Genomic DNA, 20,775 nt, shown 5'->3' with positions numbered 1-20,775 from the left:
AAGTTATTTAAATAATTCATTAATATCTCCCAAAGGTTGAAACATATTATCGTTATAATTTTTTAGTTCATATTGTATTCCACCACCCGTTTGTTTTAAAATATTGCCATTTGGAAGTTTCCATTCTTGTTCACCTGCAACCGATTTTCGTAACTGTCCTCCAGCTGGCACTTCAACTAATGCAATTTTGGTTGGCTTATTCCCAAATGCTCCTCCATAAGGAATGGCAAGATTTTCTAATACTTCATCAACAGTTTTGTATTGTCGCAAATCTTCAATTCTGAAAATCCATTTTGAAACAATATTGTTTTCGTCATAGATACGAACAAAATATCCAGTTTCTTCTAATTCAAAATCTGTAACAGAATTAACTTTTGAATAAGGATAATTATCATAGTTAGGATATTTTAGTTTGTATTCATTATAAAGATTACTGTGGTTTTGAGGTACTGTTTTTCCCATTTTAGGGTAAGCAGTTGTTTTCTTCAACTCAGAAAACAATTCGTCAATCTCCCCTTCCCTAAATAATTGCTGGTATCTTGGCAAGTTGTCTAAATAACTCCCCTCCTTAACCAAAGCCCCTGTTCCTGAAAAACCATCCAGTTCATTAACAAAATTATCAATCTCATCGTAATTTCTTCCAAACTCACCCTGAATTCCATCGATCTTCTTCGCATTTCCCCATGATTTAACAACCGAATTGCATATCTCTGGGGCTGCAACCGTTAACTCTGCTACGGAAAGGAAGCCAACGACCTTGTCCAACTTGGAGATTGAACTAGTAAATTCCCTGCCTGACTCATACTTATCTAAGAACGCTTTTACAGGCTCAACAGATACCACCTGATGGGTTAAAGGTACGGCAAGCTGGGCAATTCTCCAAATTCGCTCTATGTCCGTGGCGGCCTTAATCTCTATTGTTCCTGTTGCAGTGGCGAAAAGATCAAGCATCACGCCGAGCGCCTTACCTATGTCCTCCTTCTCCTTCTCCTTGAGCAAGTAAACGAGGCATAGTGCTGGTAGGGATGCCTGTTTTCCAGGTGAGGCATCGCTGTAAACCCCGCTGGGATTGATTACGTTCACCCACATAAAGAAGAATGGATCGATCGGCTCTTTGTTAAGTGTATAAGAATCTCCACCAATAGCATCAATTGGTGAGTTACCCTTAAAGCGGTTAACATTTATACTAAATATTATACCTTTCCCATCCACCGATGCGCCATAGCTTGCTATTCCAAAAACGTTGGAGATATCCCAGTTTAGGATGTAGGCATTGCTGACTGCCTCCTTATTCAACTTCAGTTTCGAGAATTCGACAAGTATATCGCAAACCATCGGGGTTTTAAATAACAGATTGTACCACAGGTTATCCTTTCTGAGCCCTTCAATTAAGCCCATTTGATACGATCCATCGTTCCTTGGGATAAGCTGTAAGAGTTTTTCGATGTGGGTTTGATCATTTATATTGGTAATTGGTTCACTAGACAAACACTTCAGCAACTCTATCCTCTTGACAAGGCTGATCTTTTCATAAGCGCAATCCGGCAGCTTATCCAAAGCATCCTGAAATGAATTGCAATCCTTAAAACTCTCCAATTCGCTCACCTGCTTATCCAACTGCGCAGTCAACTTATCCTTGCTATGGAACATGTAGTTTACAAACACATTCTTATCCTCCGCTGATACTTGAATAACAAGCCTTCTAAACACACAATCAATAGTATTACCATTTTTGTTTAAGCATTTCCCCTTGTCCTCATATCTTATCTCGCTGTAATTCTGAACATCCTCCTCCCGAGCGAATATGTAGGGTTTAAAATACTTCTCCGCAACACTCTCCCCAATTGTCGATTCTACATAGATGCGTTTGTATTGATGCCCATCGCTCAGAGTGATATCGCTAACTTCTGCCTTATTTAAACCATCCAGAGAACTAAGGGTGTAGTGGGTTCTGGGGATGAAATTGCTATTATTGTAGTAGGCAAACCTAAAGTCCTCGAGAAAAGCGTTTACGAACTCGCTAGAATTCACCTTACTCGCCCCCTCTTCCATCCCATCCCACAACCCAGTTGTGATTTCGGGGTTGCAGATAAAGTCCCACTGGGGTTTCCAGAGCTTCTTGCCAGCTTGTCCAGCTGTTGACGGATAGTCCATCAGGTTATCGGTGGTGGACTGCTGGATGTTCCAGTCGCTGGGGCTAAAGGTGTGCTTGAGGTTGAATGCACCATGGCCTAGCTCGTGTGCTATGGTTCGACCATCGAGCTGCGATTGGGTTACAAAGCCAAAGCGGCGGTTGCGGGGCATAAAGCCCTCAACGTTGCCCTCGGAGAATTTTGGGACAATGAAAAGATAGTAAGCATCTGGATCGACATCAGGTTTCCAACCTTTAAAGGCGGATATCACGCTGTTCATCTCGCCGTTGTAGGAACTGAGCATATCCTTATTTGCCCAGTCGAGGCCATTATCACCGAGGTCAACACCATTAAAATCTTTCAGAATATCTACATTCCATGATACTACTGCCTGTGAGTAGATTGTGCTGATTTCGTTGGTCAATCGTCCCTTAGTATCATCAGGGATATTAACTCCCGGAAATGGGATTAAGAATAACTTGTATTTTTTCTGTTCATAGGTTGCTATATAAAGCCCTCCGGCATAATTTTCTTTGCCATCGGCAGAATAGTAGGCAATTACGGATTCCTCTAATCCTTTGTAGCTACCCAAAAGCGTATAGGTTTGTGATTGGGTTCCTGCGCCTGCATTTGGGGTGAGGTCGCCCATTCCTATCTGCTTAACTTTTAGGTTGGAGAATGGCATCTTATCCGTTCCCTGCTTTACCCAGAGATTCACCATTTCGGGTGTGCCATCCTTTACTGCCTTCCACGGTAGGTAGCGCTGCTTTCCCGCAACGGTGAGCTGCTTGTAGTGGTTTGCCAGTACGCTGTATTTCAGGGTATCGAAGCCAAGTAAAGAGCTATTATTTGGCTTAAAGTGGGCAATCAGGCCTGTGAAGTTCTTCGGGTCATCGTTATTGATGTTCCCTTGCCCAGGGCGGTAAGGGTGTGCTGCGCCATCGTATACAATTTGGGCGTTATCCATATTGCCATTGGCAGGGACTAGAAGGGTGCAGGCATTTCCGCCGAGGTCAACAGTTACAGGTGATCCGCCGTTGGGTGGGTAAATAATCACAGTATTGTTGTTTACCACCAGCGAGTCGTAAACAGCTGGTATTACAATAGTGTCGTTAATTGGTGGGTAGATGATAGTAGTGCCTCCACTATCACCTGTTCCGCCAGTACCGCCACCACCGAGAGGTGTTGGGGTATCGCCAAAGAGGGTGATGTTAAGCTCATCACGCACCACCTTAACCTCACCCGATGTAAGTTGCATTAACTGGTTGATGCCAACGTTATCGAATGTAACGGCAAGGCCTGTGTTGAACAGTGGTAACGTGGCTATACCTCTCCCGCTAAACTTACCACCACCCTGCGATTTAACATCGATTACCTTAATGGGGAATAGGGCTGCAAGGAATATATCGTTCTTTTTGAGCTGCACTAACGAGCCTACATTATCCACTGCAAAAGGGGTCGGATTATTGCTACATGATCGATTGGCATCGACCATGGGTTTGGTGGTGATGGTCTGGGTTTGGGTATAATCGCTAGCGATATCGCTGCAAAGCCCTTTTACCTGTACTTCGTAGGTTGTGGTTGGCTTTAGCCCCATGATGGATTTTAGGCTAGTGCCATCTTCGGCTTTCAGCTCTGACCAGCTGGATTCGGAATTATTTGGCACGGACTGCAAGTCCGCGCCAGCTGTGCCATTTTTTTCACGAAATCTCGACTTCCATGCCGTATTGGATGGATCGGTGTAGACGTTAATATCGAACGAACTCTGTTTTGGGTTTTGTAGGGAGAATGAAACGGGGGCATTACAGGCATCGCCAAAGGTGAAGGTGCGAACCTCGGAGTAACCGCCGTTCTTGAACAGTTCATATCCTTGTGTATTGTAAGCCTTAACCCGAAAGGCGTAGGTTTTTCCTGGGATTAGCGGCATTTCGCTAGGGCCATAGAAGAGGCTGGTTTGATCTAGCGTTTTTACGAATTTGCTGGCATTACTGGCAGTGGTTATGGCAACTGTTGGATCGATGCTTTTATCGGGCAGCTCAACGAGTGTGAACTCGTACATGGTGCTAAGGTTCGATAGCGGCGATGATGCACCCCCAGGAATCCACGTGAAGTTAAGCATCTGGGGGTTGGTTGCTTTTACCTTCTGACCTGCAAGCGGGAACACGATACGAGGAGCTTCGTTAAGGGTAAGCCAAATGCCTGCTCGCCCTATATTTGAGATAGTTATCCCTCTACGGTATTCTATTACTTCAACTTTGAATTCGTAGAACCCTTCGGGGAGCTTGCCGCTTCGGAAGAATTCCTGTGGGTTTACTCCTTCAACGAGTAGGTTCAGAGGTTTTAGGTATTCTGCAACGATATCCTGTGAAAGTGTGGTGACTATTCCTCCCGCTAAGCTGAATGGTTGTTGATTCCATGCGGGGTTTGTTGTGAGTTTGATGCCTCCTCCCTCGATGGTGAAACGGAATTTAACGTCGAGAGATGTGATGACCGGGTCTCGAAGGAGGATGTTGACCATCACCTTCTCCTGCTCGGGCGAGGTGTACTGGCTAAGGTAAACGGAGTATGGCGGGGCGATGTGGATGTTTGCCTGTACGGGGAAGGTTTGGGCATGGGAAACACTCAAACTTAATAGGGTTATGGTAAACAGTAGTCCTAAAGTTTTTATGTTTCTTCCTAGTAAATTGTTTATAAAGGCCATACTCGATATTATTATTTCAAAAGACAAAGTTCAAATTTCAAAAAATATATTAAACGCTAAGGTGCAAAGACGCAAAAAAAACAACACAGAGACACGGAGGCACAGAGAAATACTGAGTATTTTAACGCTAAGTCGCTAAAACGCAAAGAAAACTGAAAATTGTTAATACATAAATCCGTGATAATCGGCATGACTCCAATCATTTGTTTTTTATGTTGTTTTTATTACCCCAACAGACTCTTTCAGGTCTTGCAGACTCTGAAAGGTCATTACAAATACTTTACAACCACAACCCTCCAAATCATCTTCCCATTCCTGTCAAATGCAACGAGTTTGTAGGTGTAGTTGGTGTTAACGGTTACGTTTCTATCTTTAAATATCGCAAATTGCGATACAACAGTTGCAATTAGGCTATAGTTGTGGGTGTTATCCTTTCTGTATATCATAATGTTGCCTGTAAGGTTTGTTTTGTCCCAGAGCAATTCGACTAAGCCATCATCAATCAAGGGCTTTGCAACGGCGTTAAACGGAACTTCATTATTACTCTGCGTTCCTTTAAAAGAGATTCTATTGCTATAACCTTTACGACCTGTGATATCGGTGGCTACACAGTATAGTTCTCCTTTTCCATAATTAGGAGATAGAGTAATCGTGGTATCGCTCGTTATCCTACCCTTAAAAATCTCCGTTATCTCAGATTTGTTGGTTTCGGGTTGGAGGTAGAGATAGTGCATGGTAACATCGGTGCTACTGCTTGGGGCAATAGAGATCTTTGTTAATCCAGTGCTATCGGTATCTACAAATATGACTGGTGCGCTTGGTGGAATTTTATCGGGTTTTATCAACTTAATTGGTTCTGATGCTTTGGAGGTGTTATAGCGGGTATCGAGCGCAACAACTTTAAAGTATAGCTCCGAGTTTAGCATATCGGTTGGGAAAGATGCCTTGTAGGTGGAATCGTAAATAAAATCCTTACCAATCAACGAGTACTCAGAGCTGGCATTTGCAGAGTAGAGCATCTGATATCCCAGTAAATCTCTCTCCTTTCCATATCTCCATTTTAAACTAACTACCCCTGTTGTATCAAAAATTCCTGATAATCCCACGGGTGCAGATGGTGGAATTGAATCAACTGCTTGGTATAGCCTTGGCATCGAGATGTATGGGCTGTTGAATTGGTCTAATGCACCAATCCTAAAGTATGCAAATCCTTCGGGTGCATCAACTGTTGTTGAGGTAACATCAGCATTGGCGAGCGTTTTAAGATAATCAATATAGGGCCCATCGTACTTGCTCGCAGAGTACACCATATACCCCTTAAGGTTTTCCTTTTTGTAATTAGGTGCATCCCACGATATAGTTAACTTGCCATTGCCAATCTCCTTAATATCAGTAATCCACGGCTCGCCTTTGAGCGATGGCATAATTTTTACCGAAAGCGTATCGGAATATGAACCAAAGGTATCAAAGGGTGTTCGTCCCCTCAACCGATAGTAAACCGTTGATGCTTGCGATACCACAGTATCACTGTAGATATTGTACTTAGGGTCATCTGGGGTTGTGGAAAGCGAGTAGAACGATTTATCTTTAATTGTGTGGTAGATTTTGCCATCATCGGAGCGTTGTAGTTCAAACGAGCTGTAGATGCCCTTAAATGGCTCGTAGGGAACCATTATAGTCACGTTGTTTTCAACCACCTGATAGTTTAGCCCAAAAGGTCGTGGGAGGAAGTTTCCATATTTAAAATCGACTAACGCAAATCCCTTTTCCTGATTTCTCAATGAATCGGGGTAGTCAATAGCAACCTTGTAAAGATACACTTCATTCGTCCTGACGGTAGAGTCAACCAAGCCTAAACCCATCATACGGGCAACTGTAAACGATTGATCGGCGCAGAGCAATCCCATTGAGTACCGGCTCTCCTGCTCACGAGATTTGTTTATCATCTCAATAAAACTATTGCTCTTGGTGGTAACCTCAAAGTTTTTCCCATAGATAGCCTCTGCGGCTACTGCAAAATGACTACTATCGGCAAAAGATTCCCATCTATCGAGAGGAAGCGGTTTGAATGTACCTAAAAGGATGCTATCGCGATTATTAATAATCTTTCCATCTCTGAGTACAGCGGTTCGATAAACGGAATAGCCAAGTTTATTTGCCCGTTGCCACGATATTGAATTATCGGGAGCCCATCGGAGTTTCACAATATTTCCATCAATAAACCCTGCAACCTGAAGTCTATCGCTAGGTTTACTGTTTTGCCCAATGGCAGATATGGAGATTATTATCGATATAAAAAGTATTAACTTCTTCATACTAAAAATAATGATTTGATGTGCGATATGTTGATGTAGGCTCAGTTAATCCGGGCACATAGTACTTCAGCTTATAATTGTAATTCTCATTCGATTTAAACCCAACAAGATCAAATTTGATAATTGCATCGAATCCAGGTTTCCCGGCAAATCTAAACGATTGATCTCGGAGATTACAAAAATCCTGAATTACATAATAGCTGAGGTAGTACTCAAGCCTTGGAATTACAGTATTATCAAAAGCAAAACTACCTGTAGTGATGTTTTCCTGAGTAAGTTCAATTGGGGTTGATGATTGTATCAACCTACACGATCTGATTGGTGGAACGCCCGCAACATTTGGTGTTCGCCAATCTATTACAACATCACTTCGCAATGGGTAATTGGTGTAAATTAGGTCTTTATAGTTTTTCGTATACCAAATATTATCTAGCTCTGCCTCAATAACTATGCTCTCAGTTTCCATTTTGCCGAACAGTTCTGAGTTTTCTAAGAATTTTGCCAGCAAAGCAATACCAGCACCCTCAAACCGCTGCCTATTGTCCTGACTAAAACTACCCATCTTATCAAGGAAAGTATTAAACTTACTAGTTCTGAAATGTAACGAGTAGAGTTCGGTTAACCCCTCCTCGCTAAGCGTGCCCTCAATATCCTTGGTGGTAACGGATTGATCGGCATTTATGCTATTCTCGTTATTCTTAACATTTTTATCGACAACAAGGGTGCTTGAGTTACTAGGAACTCTAAGAATTCGCATCTGATAAATTGTACTATTCAATAGGTTTGCAGGCACATCAAGTTCAACCCTTTTGGTTGCACTATTATAGGCAATTTGCATATTCAAAGTATTGCCCCCCGATTTGAATCGAGCCAAATATGTCCAATTTCCGGGTTTACTGAAAAGATAATCGACCCCTTGATTTAGTTGAATGTAACTCTTTCCGTACTCATTCTTTAGGAAGTTTACCATTTTCTTTACAGGATAGGTGTACTTCACGTTACTCTCCGTGATATAATCTGGTGCCTCACCTGTTGTGAAAGGAACTATCCTCTCCTCCCCTTCAACATTGCCAGCAACCTTATAATCTTCCCAAGCCCCGCCACTCTCCATAACCTGAAAATGGATCTTAACGCTTGCCTTAAGATTCTTTTGACCTGGCAACACCTCAACAGGCTTTAACGCAAGGACATCATTATTATCATTCCAATTTTGGGCGGTAGAAATCTCCTGATCATTATCAAGTATCTTAAAGTAATCGAGCGCAACCCTAAACGACTTCTCTTTCCCATCGGTATCGAGTATACTAAACGGCTGGTTTATGGGCATATTAAACGCAACCTGTGGGGTGATAAATACATCAACATCTCGTCCACCTTCAGCGGGTGTTAGCTCAGCAATTACGGCAATACCATCAACTGCGCTTGCATTTACCAATTTACACTGCGTACCGTAGTCGAATTCAAAGTGACATTTGCCCTTAACCAAACCACCAAGCACAGCGAAATGAGCCTCAACCGCACCAGCAAAATATGTTGGATTAGGTAGTTGTGCCCCCAGTGCAGCGGCAAATCCAGCACTCATAATATTAAACTTTCGCGTTTTCCGCAGCACTTTAACCTTTACCCCAATATTTGCATCAACATAAGCCCAAGCCTGTCCCTGCGCATACCAACCATTTATTCCAAGTGGGCCGCTAAACCCTTCGCATCGGGCATCGGTGCCAAAATTTTTAAGCATGAGATCGAATCCTGCTCCTAATTCAAATTTCCCATAGAAGATTAAAAAGTTCTGTTCCCCTGTTGAAGCCACTATAGAAGCACCAAATGCAAAACCACCTCCCGAACGGGTAAGGTTGTCGTTTCGCATATTGGTGAAATTAATTTTGCTTGATAGTGATGATACCTTTTCAGGCAGCGAAGGAAAATCGGGTAGCTCAGTTCCCACCATAAAGTAGCTGGTTGCTGCTAATGAGCTCATCAGATTAACGCTAACGGGACTTGTAGGTGTTCCTACATAAATATGCCATTTCGATTTGGCAAAGTAGAACTCCACTCTACCCGCAAGATTATTCCCCCCATTCCCCTTAATTACGTTGGCTACGTTAATGTATGCATCGGCAAACCCTGATAGTTCTCCTTTCTCAGGTAGATATTGAATATTGACACTTGCCTTGACCTTTGCATCCTTACCATCTTTGGTAACTTCGGTCATAAACCGTCCATCACCATTGAAGTAGAGCTTGCTTAACCCGAAGCTTGGGGTAAACTCCATTCCAAAGGTCACGCTCCCGTTAAATGCATTGGGCGATGGCTGCGTACCAATTATAACCTTTGCATTTAAACCAAGAGATATGTTTGAGTTCGGCGTGTATGTAATTCCTGAGTCCGTTTTGCCCGGTTTCACTGCTTTTGATGTATCAGCCTTTGTATCCATTGCAATGGTTACAGGGACATTGCGTTGCATGTGATAGTATGCACCGCCTCCAAACCCATAAATACCAAAGCCCGGAAAAACGGTAATCCCTGATGAAACGGTTAAGCTAGCATCGGCATACCAGTACCTGTAACCAGTAACATTACCAAACTGGGCGGTTGCGCTTACGGCTATTCCTGGTGTTACCGACATTGCAACTGAGCCAAAGAAACCATTCCCATAAACCTGATCATCCTTATAGTTGGCAAGCTGCCCCTTTATGCTAATTGGCCCAGTATTGGCATCAACCATTATCTTTCTTAATTCAAGGCTTTTGAACGCCCAGCTACCACTACTCCTGCTTGCCCAAACAACAAATGATGTAGCACCCTGAATTTTGCCATCCATTAAATTTGCGCTGGCATCAAAGAGTAACCCTAAGTCTTTACTTTTTCGCTCAAGCGATATCCTATTAATCTGCACAGGAAAGCCCGACATTACGCCCGATTGCATGGAAAGGCTCTGAATATCAATCACAGGATCTACACGTTGAATGGTTAACCCCTGAAATGTAATATCGGCAAGCGATGCACCTGCTGAACCCTCAATTCCAATTTTCAATTTACCATGAAGCACCGCTTTGGGATAAAACTCCCCATCCCTCGATGAAACTGATACTATAGAGTTACTATTGATTGTCAAACTCGATCCCGAACCAAACAGAGGTGCATTGATATTTCCCGGAAGTGTAACCTGAAACAGGAAGTTCTTACTGGCATCAATTGAAGCCCTGTAGTTTAGCGGCTTATTTGACTCTGTGATTGGAAGCACTATTCCGCCCGACATCCCAAACCCAGTAATACTGTTCTTTTCGAGTGCTAGGGAAAGTGAGTTAATTGAGAACTTCCAACCTCCCAAATCGCCTTGTTCAAGGCTAATTAATGGGTAGTTGAGACTTATTGCGCCTGTTATTCCCTCAAAATCAATCAAAAATCTACGAGCCTCAACCGCTGGAGCAGAACCATTCTTTGCAAATTTCTTAGGAAATTTAAGGGTGAATGAGTTGATATATAAACCTCTCCATAAATTCTGGTTCGAACCATCGAACAGAGCAGATTGGTAACCCGATGGAAACACTATCGATGCTGGGTTACGAGTATCACTTAAATCCAGAACAATCTCCTTGGGGTAAAAGCTAAAATCCTTCAACCCGCTTACCTGAAAGGGTTCAAGCGAAATATTTAGCATAATATCGTTAAAATCAACTACCGAGCATAGAATATTACCTTTAACCTTTGCCCCATCAATTATAGTTCTTGTGGTTGGATTCTCTTTAAAAAACACTTTCTCATCAAGTAATATCTTAGCGGCAAGCTGAGTTCCCTTATAGCCGTTACAATCCCATTCAATAAAAGTTGAATCGGCCTTTATCAGTAGGCTATTTCCTCCTGGCAGATCAATCGGCTTATCCTTTAGCATCTTAAGTTGTGCGGCTTGAATTCCCCCAATGCCAATCTTCACATTATCTGCCATCAGCCCTATTTTCTTTGATGAACCGGGAAACGAAAGGCTCATATATGCCTTTGCAGTTAAGCCTGTTGGCGTAAATCTTAGCTCATCGAGCACCACGATGTAGTAGAGACCGCCAATATTCTTGCCTATTCCTATTGGAAGCGTGTAAACCTTACCTGGATCAAGTAAATCAACAATCTTATTCTCTTTAAGCACCTTCTGTGTAAGCGAATCTGCAATCTGATCGATATCAATTGAATTCGAACTGGTTGTGTCCTCTCCAATTACTGCCTGATCGATGCTAAAGAAAGGTATCTTACTTTTTAAATCCAGCGCGAATGAATTACCATTTTCAGTATTATCGGCACTCGCAAGCCGGCTAAACAGCAAGCCAGAGAAGCAAATTAGTACTGATATCTTTCTAATAAGTTGTATCATATATATTAACCTTATTTTTGGTCAAAAGCGTATGTAACGTGAGTTCGATCTAAGTACAACATCTTGACTTTCAATACGACAACAGATTGTTGCTTTGTCATGCTGAACGGAGTGAAGCATCTGTTTTATAGATAATTAGATCCTTCGCTTCACTCAGGATGACATCTTACATTGAGCACACGTTATGTATATCCTAAACTACCTGTAAATTCAGTTGTCTAAAAAGTCTAAAAGCAACTCTCTTTTCTCTCTGTGTATCTTTGTGACTTCTCTGTGGAACTCTGTGTAACAATATTTTTAAAATCCCACTGAGTTCCACAGAAATTTGTTTTTGCAATATTTTGTGTTTTCGTGTTTTGGTGGCAAAAATTTTATTAGCCACAAAATCACCAAGTCACCAAAATACACCAAAAAGTTTACCGAACCATTGTTATCATCATATTACCTTATTTTTGATCAAAAGAGTATGTATATCCTATAATTATCTGTAATCTCAGTTGTCTAAATCTAAAAACTACTCTCTTTTCTCTCTGTGTATCTTTGTGACTTCTCTGTGGAACTCTGTGTAATAATTTTAAAATTGCACAGAGTTCCACAGAAATTTGTTTTTGTGATATTTTGTGTTTTAGTGTTTTGGTGGCAAAAATTTTATTAGCCACAAAATCACCAAGTCACCAAAATACACCAAAAAGTTTACCGAACCATTGTTATCATCATATTACCTTATTTTTGATCAAAAGAGTATGTATATCCTAAATTGCCTGTAAACTCATACGTCTTGGGCTTTACAGTATCAACTTTATTATTCCTACCCACAAATGCAAAGCTGAAGCTAATCCGATGAACCTTCTGATGCGAATACCCCCCACCAATCCTAATAGAATAAACGCCTCCAGTGTAATCACCATCTTTCATCGAGATATTATAGGCCAAACTGGTACTTGTGGTAAACTTCTTATCAAAGAATGATTTTCCAACCCCAAAAACAGGCCCAGCCATCAGCAAACGCTGAACATTAGGCATATAGCTATAGCTACCAAGTAGCGATGTTGTTAACGATAGGTTAATTGGCACAATACTGTAAGAATAGGCCACATTCCCCTGATAAAAATATGAGCTATTCAGAATCCCAACACCCTCCTGCCTATTTGCCGATTGCTGATAGGAAAGGTTTGCCATAAGCAGCATCTTCCTATTCTTTTCGTCCAAAGATCCTAGTATAATTGAGCTATTAAGCGATGCTGAATGTGATATCTGCGTAAAATTTAGTGTATCAAGATTTTTATATGGATTCGTAGTATTTAGCTGATCGAACGGGGTTCGCATATGCGTAAAGAATGAGTAATTCGAATAGCTAGAGCTTAGGTTTACCCTTTGCGTTGGAGCGTACGAAACATTTAGGCTGCCCAAGAATTGATTTGATGTAGATAATTTTGATTTATCGAGATTATTCCGCTGCTCACCTGCACTCCCTGCAACATTCAGCTTCCCTTGCATTAATTGTTTGGAAAAGGTAAGAGCGATATTCTCCAAATCGCTGTTATTATAGTAAGCCCCAAGCGTAGTGTAATTGGGCTGAATCCGCTCATAAGCAATCCCCACGGTGTAACCACTCCCCAAATAATCCGCCGATCCTTTTAAAGCGTACGAGTATGATGTTGTAGCATTCGGTTTAATCAGAAAATACTCATTACTAATTGTCTGCTCTAGGTTTTCTGATTGCCTTGTATCGCGAGTAAGTGCGCTACCAGCATAAGTACCCGATATTTTAATCTTATCAATAAAAGTCTTTCCAAACTTTACCGTATAAACCATATTCTCCTGCGGGTTCACACCCAAAGAATCTGGAACTGAGCTGATACTACTTTTTTCATCCCACGCCTTAAAAAGCGTTACCTCATAATCGCCCACCTTGCCCGAATAGCCCAATTTTGTTGCATATCCATACCGCTCATAGTAAGGCAGAATAGTTGGTTTCTCAGAATTCCACTCCACGGGTTTTACCAATCGCCCGTACATCAGCCCAAATTTTAGCCCGATATTGGGTGGTGTTAGCTCAATCCCCGCCCCTAAAAATTGATGACCATTGAGCGAGTATGGCGAGAACGACATCGAGTTATAGCCAAAGTAAGTTTTAACCCATTTGTACGATGGCTGCATACCAAACTGGTTGAAATTGAATGGTTGCGAGTAGTTTATCTGCTGATTTGAGTACGAGAACGAGAATGGAACTGCAATTCCGTAAAAATTAAACGAAGCATTACCATTCACAAAAATCGAATAGGGATTTGAACTTGTGTAGCTAACATTCCTGAACGAGGCCATTTGGTTAACATTCAGCGATCCCGAAAACACGAATGGTTTCTGCTCAAGAATAGTTGAAAGATCCTGACTGAAGGCCTTCCCCGTAATTAAAACAATACCTAAAAGCAATGATAGGCGGACGATAAACTTGTGCATATTATAACGTCAGTTCGATATAAGAAATGTAATAATACATTCATTTGCAGATATATATAATTATTTAGTGCGATAATGGAAGGTTGGAACCGAGTTTACGAGTTCGGCGAAGCCAATAATGGAATAATGGAGAACAAGAGGTTAAATTTTTGCTTATGTCTTCCATCATTCCATTTTTCCATCATTCCATCATTCCATCATTCCATTTTTCCATTTTTCCATTTTTCCATTTTTCCATTGTTTCAAATAAAATAAATTGATTGATATTAGACTAATACATTGCTTCTTTCATCAAACTTACGTTATTAAAAATCATTCAATATTTCGTAGTTATCGCCTCTTTTATTAAACCATGCCCTTACATCCTGTAGCGTTTTCTTATAATCCTTTGAATCCAAATCGCCACTTGGCAGAACCTTAACCGGAAAATCCTTTATTGCATGTGCAAGCAGCTCCATAATTCTATACCCACACACAATTTTACTATCCGAGTTAGGATTACTCGATGAGCAAAGTGTTTCATCAGAATTCAACGCCTTAATCATTAAATCAAACGCCTCCTTTTTGCCAATATAAATCAGATCGGGATACAGAACATCAACCACCTGATCGTTCAATGGCAGCGATGAAACCCGCTGAATACAATAATCCAAAGCATCCTTATCGCCAAGTCGGGCAAGGGCTTTGTATGAAGCCCACCTTTCGGGTTTTGAAAAATCCCTAGAATTAGGAAACACCTGTTGTATAACCGATATAAACCTCGGATCACCTATACCTCCCGCAAGCTCAACGGACTCTTTATAAACAGCCCTGTTTTTTATAATTAAAGATGAAATAGAATCCAAGTCAGAATCATCAAAACACTTTGAAGGATAACTTTTTGATGAATTAATTGATAATGTAGATAAAGATGAGATTTTTGATCTACTCAGGGTTAACAGTAGCTTAATAGCTGCTTTCTTAACCTTTGCACTCGATTGACTTGTCGACAAACCCTTTAAAACCCAAATACAACCTGTAAAATCATCAACCACAATACTATCCGAAACACTAGACTTTAAGCATTCCAGAACAGCCACGGTATCATTTTTATATGCGGATAACCACTTCTTAAACTCAACCTCATTTGTAAATACCCTATTGGCTTTAAACCCTTTCAAACAATCACTTTGTGCCCGAACATTAAGAAAACCAAATGATAATAGCACCACCAAAACAACCGATAAATACTTCATTTCTCCACAATTATAATTTCCATATCGAAAGTAATATATTTTTCCTTCAAACCAAATAATCGTCAATTATCTCCGTCAAAAAGATTGTTTTGGGGTGCGGGCTGGTGATTATTTGGATTTTTGCACATAAGGCATAATATCAATGTGAATTAAAGAATAGGGCAATGGAATGTTTTATAATTCTATAATAGAATACCTATGATTATAAATTATTTTGGCTAACTTTGAGATAAAGATTACAAAAAGCATACATATAAACGAATTAGTCAAAATAACAAAGGGATGATTGGAATTTCAAAAAATATTAAATCAACTAAAGTTCAAGACTTCTCTGGATTTCTTGAAGAGATTAAAGTCGCTGAACGATATATAAAACTTGATGGTAATGCTGATTTTTTAATTTTCAGGGGTCAACCATTAGATAAAGACCTGTTACCAAAAATTGGAAGAGAAGAATATATCCAGCCCGATATGCTTAGTCTAGAAAAAGATATTTTCGAAGAATTTAAAAGGCTTTGTCTTCCACATTTAGACAATATTAAAATATCTGACTGGGAAATGCTTGCTCTTGCGCAACATTACTACTTACCAACAAGATTATTAGATTGGACAGAAAATCCATTAATTGCATTATGGTTTGCATTTAATGAAAAAATGAATAAAGATACTGAAAGGGTTATATGGTGCTTTGGTTTTAATAAATCTGATATATTAAAACCGACAAATGCTGATTTTTTTACTCACAAGCGCACTATTGTTTATCAACCAAATCATGTAACTAAACGAATTACAAATCAAACAGGATGGTTTACAAGTCATTATTATGGTGATGTAAAAAATAGATATTCTGCCTTGAATAACCTATCTAAACATTGGAAACATTTATATAAAATTACATTTCAAGACAAATCAGATAGTTTTAGCAATGAAATTTTATCCCAATTAAATACCTTTGGAATAAATAGTTATTCTATTTTCCCAGATTTAGAAGGTCTTAGTAAATATTTAGATTGGAAAACATTTAAAAAAGATAAAGTTACTTTGCCTAAACCGTAGCAAAAAATATTGGGGGTTTGACATTGCAGATGTAGCATTTTTATTACCTTTAACTAAAGTTCTAACGTTTGATAGATGTTCAGTTCTTAACCCACTCGTCGTAGAATAGTGAAGCCTATTTACGTCGGAAATAAACAGAGATATCCAGACCCCCAACTCAAATTAACAAAAACCCTACTTTCTCAGGTTTCATTATACCAATAACATTCAACCACTCCGTGGTTGCTTTTATATAATACCACACCCCGCATACAATGCAGGGCTATTCAAATTCAATCCCTTTGGGATTATAAATGAAAACCTTTATTTTTATATATTTGAAAATAAAATTGTAAAAGTTACCAAAAGGCTTAAACACAAAAGCCAAAGGGGAGTAAAAGCCCGAAGGGTGGGGTGTAAGAAAGGTTAATATATGTAAATATATTATCACCCCATTTATTATTCTTATCTTGCCCAAAAAAACATTATGGCAAAGAAATCCACAGACACTAAACCATCACAAACTATCAACTGGAAGAAACTAGCTATTTCAAGAAGGCTTGAAAATAAGGAGTTAAACAAGCGTTTGTCAGAAACAAAAGCAGGTAGGGAAAAATGGAAGGCAAAAGCATTCTTACATAAACATAAGGCTGATAGCCTTCAGCGAGAACTTGAAGCTATAAAAAAAAAGGTAGAGAATATACTTGCGTAGCGGATAAAAATAACAACCCCAGATATAGCCGATTTGATTGTACTTTAATTCAAGTACTATTGATGATAAAGCTACAAACATCCGCAAGCTTTCGTGCTGTAGCTAAGGTTGGAGTGATTATAAACATATATATAAATACCACCACACGCAAACCAACCCACTCTACCATACTTTCCTGGGTAAAGAAAATTGGAGTTTACCAGCTGAATAAGAGTAAGGAAAGATCGAACGATTGGATCCTTATTATTGATGAGAGCATACAGATTGGGCAAGAGAAGCTTCTTATTATAATGGGAGTACAGCTGAGCAGGGTTGATTTTAAAAAACCTTTACAATACGGAGATTTAACTCCGCTGTGCAGCATGGCCAGATCAAAATGGAAAGCGGAAGATATCTCTGTAATCATTGATGAGCTGAAGAATGAAATCGGGGAAATAGTATACCTGTTGTCGGATTGTGGCAACAATTTGAAAAAAACCGCATGTCTCCAGGAAATAGAGCATGTTCCAGATATCTCACATTGGTTCGCATCCATACTTAAAAGTATTTATGCAAACAACACGGAATTTGAAGAGTTTACCAAATCCCTATCACAGATGCGTTTTAGGCTTTGTTGTTCACAAATTGCTCACATAATACCCCCAAAACAAAGAATTGATTCTAGGTTTATGAATATCAAGTTCCTATCTGATTGGGCAATGACCGCAATGAAAACGTACGATCAGCTGACAGGGGAGCTTTCCAGCATCAACCAGCAGATAAAAGAGGAGCTATCTTGGCTGGTGGAGAAGCGAGATTTAGTCAAGGAAATTGATAAAATTATGCGGGCAAATAATTTGATAATGAAAATTTTAAAACATAATGGTCTAACCCATAAGACTATGAAGAAAAGCATGAACGAGTTAAAAACTTTCACGTCAGGGAGGCTCAAAGTTTTCGCACAAAAAGTGCAAGAATATTTTGATATGGTAGTTGACAGAGTAACCAAACAAACATTGGTAATAACAAGCGATATAATTGAATCCTCGTTCGGTAAATACAAAAATTATTTAAGTAGTAACAAAATGATTGGGATAACAGACCTTGCTTTGTGTATACCTGCTTTTACATTTGACCTTGGATGCAAAAGCGAAATAAAAAAAGCCCTAGAAACCATATCCATTAAGGAGTTAAGACAATGGGGGAATGCCAATATTGGCAAGACCCTTCTGAAGCGAAGAAAGGAAATGTTTGCAAAATAGGGTGATATTTATTATTCAAAAAACAACCTTTCTTACACCCCACCCGAAGGGAGTTGAATAACAAACTAAACCATGAGTACTTTCTAATAAAATCAGATATGTAAAAGCCAAACATTGAGCGGAATCAAAAATCATACTACCACATAACAAATCATCTCAGTTTATAAAGTTCAATCCATTTATTATCTGAGATATAAATCAATTTATAATCAGATATTAATATTTCTTTTAGTTCTTTCCATCTTGGATCGTTGAGCATCAAGGTATTTCCATATAAAAAAACATAATCAATCTTTCTTACCTTATTAGATTCTGTATTGCTCAACCAGTGAAGAGAAGAAATCGTTGTTCTATTACCAAGTAGTACTTTAGGCATTTTTTCCATATTCCATTTAACTGGAAACCAACCAATACTTGCTTCATAATTTTGAAGTAAAATAATTTGTTTGTCCACACCCAAATAGTTAAAGAAATTGGGTTCAAGCCAATTATCCGAGAAGTTTACAGGTAAAACAATAGTATTTGGTTCTATGTAATCGGAAGTTTTATAAATACAAATTGCTTCTTTATCTAGCATTTTTAAAACACCAAAAGTGTGCTTAAAAAGTAAGGCAAAATGGAGAAAGACAATTATCAGAACAATTAGCTGCCTAATTTTATCATTTAAAGGTTGTGATGCAACCCAAATTATAAGTAGCATATAAAACATAATACAATATCTATCCGACATCATACCTGCACCTGAACCATCTGGAACAATAAAAAGTAATACTAAGGATAAAAGAATAGGTAGCAGCAAAACATCATTTTTGTTTATAAGTGAAAAATAGCTTTTAAACGGGTTATTAAACCTTCTATAAACAGAAATCGATACAATAATAATAATTAGATGAAGAAATTGGGACGATATTTTTCCTTCGCTCCCATCGTAAATAATCAAAGGTCTTACAACATCTATCCAATTGAAAAGGTCATCTGTTGTATATTTGTGATCTGACGAGGAAAAAGTTATATTACTATAAAAAATTATAAATAATATCAAACTTGGTATAGCAGATATAAATAAAAATAGTAACTCTTTAAAAGTTGACTTAATTACAAACCACTTATCTTGGTTCTTTAAATAGTTTGATATTGAAAATGCAACAATAAATAAACCTAAACAAAAGCCTGTAAACGCATATGTTAGGATATTAGAAAAATATGTTATTGTTAGCAGTAAAAACATAACAATATGCTTTCTATAGCCTTTTTTATCTCTGGTTCCTAACCAATAGTAAAGTGAAAAAAACAGGAGTATAAAGGATAAACAATAGTTATAAAAACCCAAATAAAATAAAAACGAATATGCAAATGGAAAAATAAATATACTCAAACCAACATTATCAGGGCTTAATTCTTTAATTAGTAATCGAAATGAAAAAACTAATCCTGTTAAATAGATAATCAGCAATAACTTCTCGGCCAACCATGCAGGGAAAACAAATATAAATAATGACAACAAAAAATGGCTTAACCAATTTGGAGTAGGAATTTTATTAAGAATATAAAAATCATTCAAAGGAGTATTATTGCCACTTACTAAGTGACTTATAATATTCGCATTATATAAATGCGAAGGCCCATCAATTGATGGATAAAACCTTACAGTAAAGATTAAAATAAGATTTACAATAAAAACAAAGTAAAAAATGTTGCTTTCTTTATACCATTTGAATTTGTAATTATTCATTTTTTATATTTTGTAAACATTATGATTTCAATATATTTAAAAATGTTTTTATCAAAGGTTTAAGAATTGACTTCCAATTACTGAAAAATCATTTGGATGTAAATAGTTTAATTTTAAACAACTTCTTTTTCTGAAAAAAATACAAGAAAGATACACGAAGAACACCAAATCCATATTTAATACTCCGAGATAAGTTAATTGATGATGAGCCCTCAGAATATTTTGTTGGACATGTAATTTCTGCAATATCATAGCCTTGAAAAAATATTTGAGCAATTATTTCATTATCAAAAATAAAATCATCAGAATTATTTTGATAATTTATAGATTCTAAAACTTTGCGTGAAAACGCTCTATAACCCGTATGGTATTCAGATAGTTTTTGATTCATTAACAGATTCTGAATAAATGTAAGAATACGATTTGCTATATATTTATAAATTGGCATTCCACCTTTCAATGCTCCTTTACCTAAAATACGTGATCCAAAAACAACATCGTACAAATCGTTTGCTATTAAAAACGCCATAGAATGAATTAACCTAGGTGTGTATTGGTAATCAGGATGAAGCATAATAACAATATCACTATTTAATTCTAATGCCTTATTATAACATGTCTTTTGATTTCCACCATAACCTTTATTCTCCTCATGTATTATAACATGCTGAATATTTAACCTTTCAGCAATTTCATGTGTATTATCTTTACTACAATCATCAACGAGTATAACATTATCTACAATATCAAATGGAATTTCAGAATAAGTGATCTCCAACGTTTTTGATGCATTATATGCAGGAAGTACAACTGTAATAATCTTATTATTAATCATTTTTGAATAAATAA

General features: G+C 38.5%; 10 protein-coding genes. 3 read left to right on the top strand and 7 right to left on the bottom strand.

The genetic code is table 11. The features are described from left to right. Positions 1 to 3: 3 nt before the first annotated feature. From HOO91_06270 to HOO91_06250, 5 genes are all read right to left on the bottom strand, one after another. Positions 4 to 4,833, bottom strand: coding sequence for a hypothetical protein (locus HOO91_06270; protein NOU17148.1), 4,830 nt, complete (start codon positions 4,831 to 4,833; stop codon positions 4 to 6). Between the two features lie 269 nt (positions 4,834 to 5,102). Continuing rightward, positions 5,103 to 7,148 carry a hypothetical protein gene (locus HOO91_06265; protein NOU17147.1) on the bottom strand — a complete coding sequence of 682 codons (2,046 nt, stop codon included), beginning with the start codon at positions 7,146 to 7,148 and terminating at the stop codon, positions 5,103 to 5,105. A 1-nt stretch (position 7,149) separates the two neighbouring features. After that, on the bottom strand, positions 7,150 to 11,511 hold the full coding sequence (locus HOO91_06260; protein NOU17146.1) for a hypothetical protein: 4,362 nt from the start codon (positions 11,509 to 11,511) through the stop codon (positions 7,150 to 7,152). A 723-nt stretch (positions 11,512 to 12,234) separates the two neighbouring features. Then, entirely contained in the window at positions 12,235 to 13,971 is a 1,737-nt protein-coding gene (locus tag HOO91_06255; GenBank protein ID NOU17145.1) for a hypothetical protein, read from the bottom strand. A gap of 305 nt (positions 13,972 to 14,276) precedes the next feature. Further along, entirely contained in the window at positions 14,277 to 15,206 is a 930-nt protein-coding gene (locus HOO91_06250) for a hypothetical protein (GenBank protein NOU17144.1), read from the bottom strand. A 282-nt stretch (positions 15,207 to 15,488) separates the two neighbouring features. On the opposite strand from HOO91_06250, the gene HOO91_06245 reads away from it, so the two are divergent. The 3 genes from HOO91_06245 to HOO91_06235 all read left to right on the top strand — a co-directional run bounded on the left by HOO91_06245 (position 15,489) and on the right by HOO91_06235 (position 18,194). Then, complete coding sequence (locus HOO91_06245; protein ID NOU17143.1) at positions 15,489 to 16,262, top strand: FRG domain-containing protein; 774 nt, start codon at positions 15,489 to 15,491, stop codon at positions 16,260 to 16,262. 466 nt (positions 16,263 to 16,728) lie between these two features. After that, positions 16,729 to 16,953 (top strand): hypothetical protein, encoded by a 225-nt coding sequence (locus HOO91_06240; GenBank protein NOU17142.1) that lies wholly within the window; start codon positions 16,729 to 16,731, stop codon positions 16,951 to 16,953. A gap of 62 nt (positions 16,954 to 17,015) precedes the next feature. Continuing rightward, positions 17,016 to 18,194 carry a hypothetical protein gene (locus tag HOO91_06235; protein ID NOU17141.1) on the top strand — a complete coding sequence of 393 codons (1,179 nt, stop codon included), beginning with the start codon at positions 17,016 to 17,018 and terminating at the stop codon, positions 18,192 to 18,194. 151 nt (positions 18,195 to 18,345) lie between these two features. Here HOO91_06235 and HOO91_06230 read toward each other — a convergent pair whose 3' ends face one another. Continuing rightward, entirely contained in the window at positions 18,346 to 19,926 is a 1,581-nt protein-coding gene (locus HOO91_06230) for a hypothetical protein (GenBank protein NOU17140.1), read from the bottom strand. An 88-nt stretch (positions 19,927 to 20,014) separates the two neighbouring features. After that, positions 20,015 to 20,761 (bottom strand): glycosyltransferase family 2 protein, encoded by a 747-nt coding sequence (locus HOO91_06225; GenBank protein ID NOU17139.1) that lies wholly within the window; start codon positions 20,759 to 20,761, stop codon positions 20,015 to 20,017. Positions 20,762 to 20,775 lie beyond the last annotated feature (14 nt).

The organism is Bacteroidales bacterium, from assembly GCA_013141385.1.
Classification (GTDB): Bacteria; Bacteroidota; Bacteroidia; order Bacteroidales; family Tenuifilaceae; genus UBA8529.
This window is presented reverse-complemented; position numbering and strand designations above follow the sequence as displayed.

Bases quoted from the DNA above. Each gene is read 5' to 3' on its own strand.
- HOO91_06250 (NOU17144.1), bottom strand. From the start codon at position 15,206: ATGAAGTATTTATCGGTTGTTTTGGTGGTGCTATTATCATTTGGTTTT.
- HOO91_06240 (NOU17142.1), top strand. From the start codon at position 16,729: ATGGCAAAGAAATCCACAGACACTAAACCATCACAAACTATCAACTGG.
- HOO91_06260 (NOU17146.1), bottom strand. From the start codon at position 11,511: ATGATACAACTTATTAGAAAGATATCAGTACTAATTTGCTTCTCTGGC.
- HOO91_06270 (NOU17148.1), bottom strand. From the start codon at position 4,833: ATGGCCTTTATAAACAATTTACTAGGAAGAAACATAAAAACTTTAGGA.
- HOO91_06235 (NOU17141.1), top strand. From the start codon at position 17,016: ATGATAAAGCTACAAACATCCGCAAGCTTTCGTGCTGTAGCTAAGGTT.
- HOO91_06225 (NOU17139.1), bottom strand. From the start codon at position 20,761: ATGATTAATAATAAGATTATTACAGTTGTACTTCCTGCATATAATGCA.
- HOO91_06230 (NOU17140.1), bottom strand. From the start codon at position 19,926: ATGAATAATTACAAATTCAAATGGTATAAAGAAAGCAACATTTTTTAC.
- HOO91_06245 (NOU17143.1), top strand. From the start codon at position 15,489: ATGATTGGAATTTCAAAAAATATTAAATCAACTAAAGTTCAAGACTTC.
- HOO91_06255 (NOU17145.1), bottom strand. From the start codon at position 13,971: ATGCACAAGTTTATCGTCCGCCTATCATTGCTTTTAGGTATTGTTTTA.
- HOO91_06265 (NOU17147.1), bottom strand. From the start codon at position 7,148: ATGAAGAAGTTAATACTTTTTATATCGATAATAATCTCCATATCTGCC.